This is a genomic window from Anaerobutyricum soehngenii (assembly GCF_009697165.1).
GTDB classification, from domain to species: domain Bacteria; phylum Bacillota; class Clostridia; order Lachnospirales; family Lachnospiraceae; genus Anaerobutyricum; species Anaerobutyricum soehngenii.
The window spans coordinates 1-1,303 of the sequence record NZ_VULP01000068.1 but is presented as its reverse complement, the minus strand read 5'-3'; the positions used below and the strand labels follow the sequence as shown (position 1 = coordinate 1,303).

General features: G+C 43.9%; 1 protein-coding gene. It reads right to left on the bottom strand.

Going from position 1 to position 1,303, the window contains the following annotated elements; translation table 11 throughout:
* Positions 1 to 1,081 (bottom strand): IS66 family transposase (tnpC, locus tag FYJ25_RS14330; RefSeq protein ID WP_243145765.1); only part of this gene is annotated, 1,081 nt, incomplete at its 3' end.
* Positions 1,082 to 1,303: the final 222 nt, after the last annotated feature.

Genomic DNA, 1,303 nt, shown 5'->3' with positions numbered 1-1,303 from the left:
CAAGACTGCTCTTCCGGCTCTTTGCAGGCAGGGCTTTTACGGCTTCTTCATACCGGCGTCTTGCATGTGCCCAGCATCCAGCTACGGTCAGATCTCCCTTTTCTTTTGCCAGTTTATGATATACCTGATAACCATCTGTCACACAGACTCCTTCATAATCCTTCAGGAACTTTTCCGGATGGTCTGCTTTTCTTGTTTTCTGGTATTCATAGAGAATGACGGCTTTTTCTTCTCCCCCGCCGGTACAATACACCCACATAAAGCTTTTGCTCCCGGCATCTCTTCCGTCTTTTCTCACAAGGACTGACGTCTCATCTGCATGGATGACCATGCTTTGATAAATATACCTGTGCAGATAATCATAGAATACGGCAAGATACCGTTCTGCACATTCGATTGTCCAGTTTGCCATGTTCTGTCGGGTGATGGCAAGCCCATATCTGGAAAACTCTTTTTCCAGTCTGGCAAATGGTACTCCGTTGATATATTTTCCATTGAGTACGGCTGCTTCAAGGGAAGGAGAAACAAGACTTCCTCTTAAGAGGCTTACCGGATGCGGTGCTTTTGTCATGCTGTCCCCATCTTTACTTGCATAAACACCAACATGATGTTCTTCCACTTCTACTTTTGCAGGGACAAAACGATACCGTTTATATATCTCATCTGGAAGCTGCTTCCATCCGTTTTTTCCAAAACGTTCCTTCAGTTCTTCTTCTGTCAGATAATGTTCCACTTTTATGACAGGGATCCCGGAAAGGTCTGCTTCCCGTTTTCCTTTTTTCTTTACGGGATACTTCCTTGAAACAGTCTCTTCCTCATTTTCATCCAGAGAAGCCAGTGCCTCGGCTTCATTAAACATTACCAGCTCTCCGTTCACATCGGCAAATGCCATCTGCTGTGGCACTGGCATCTGTTCCGTCTTTCTCCCATAGCGGTTCTGGTTCATGACCGCAAGCTGTTCCAATACCAGCTGCAGTTTCTTATCAATCTCTGAAAGCTGCTCCTGTTGTGCGAGGAACAGCTGGATGAGTGTTTCTTTCGAAAACGTATTCAGTTTTTCTTCTGTATATCTCATCTGCATAACAGAGACCTTCCTTTTCTAAAGATTATCTCTATTATATCAGAAAACAGGACAGCAGGCGAATCGCCCCGGTTATCCTTTTCGTCAGTATCACAATGCTTTTTCCGCTTATTTCTGTGCCTGCAGGCAAAGAAAACAGATGCCCTTCTTCCAAAAAGAAATCTGCGTTATCTTGTAAAAAAAGAAGAACAGGCGGCTTATATATAAGAAAAAAATGTGAAA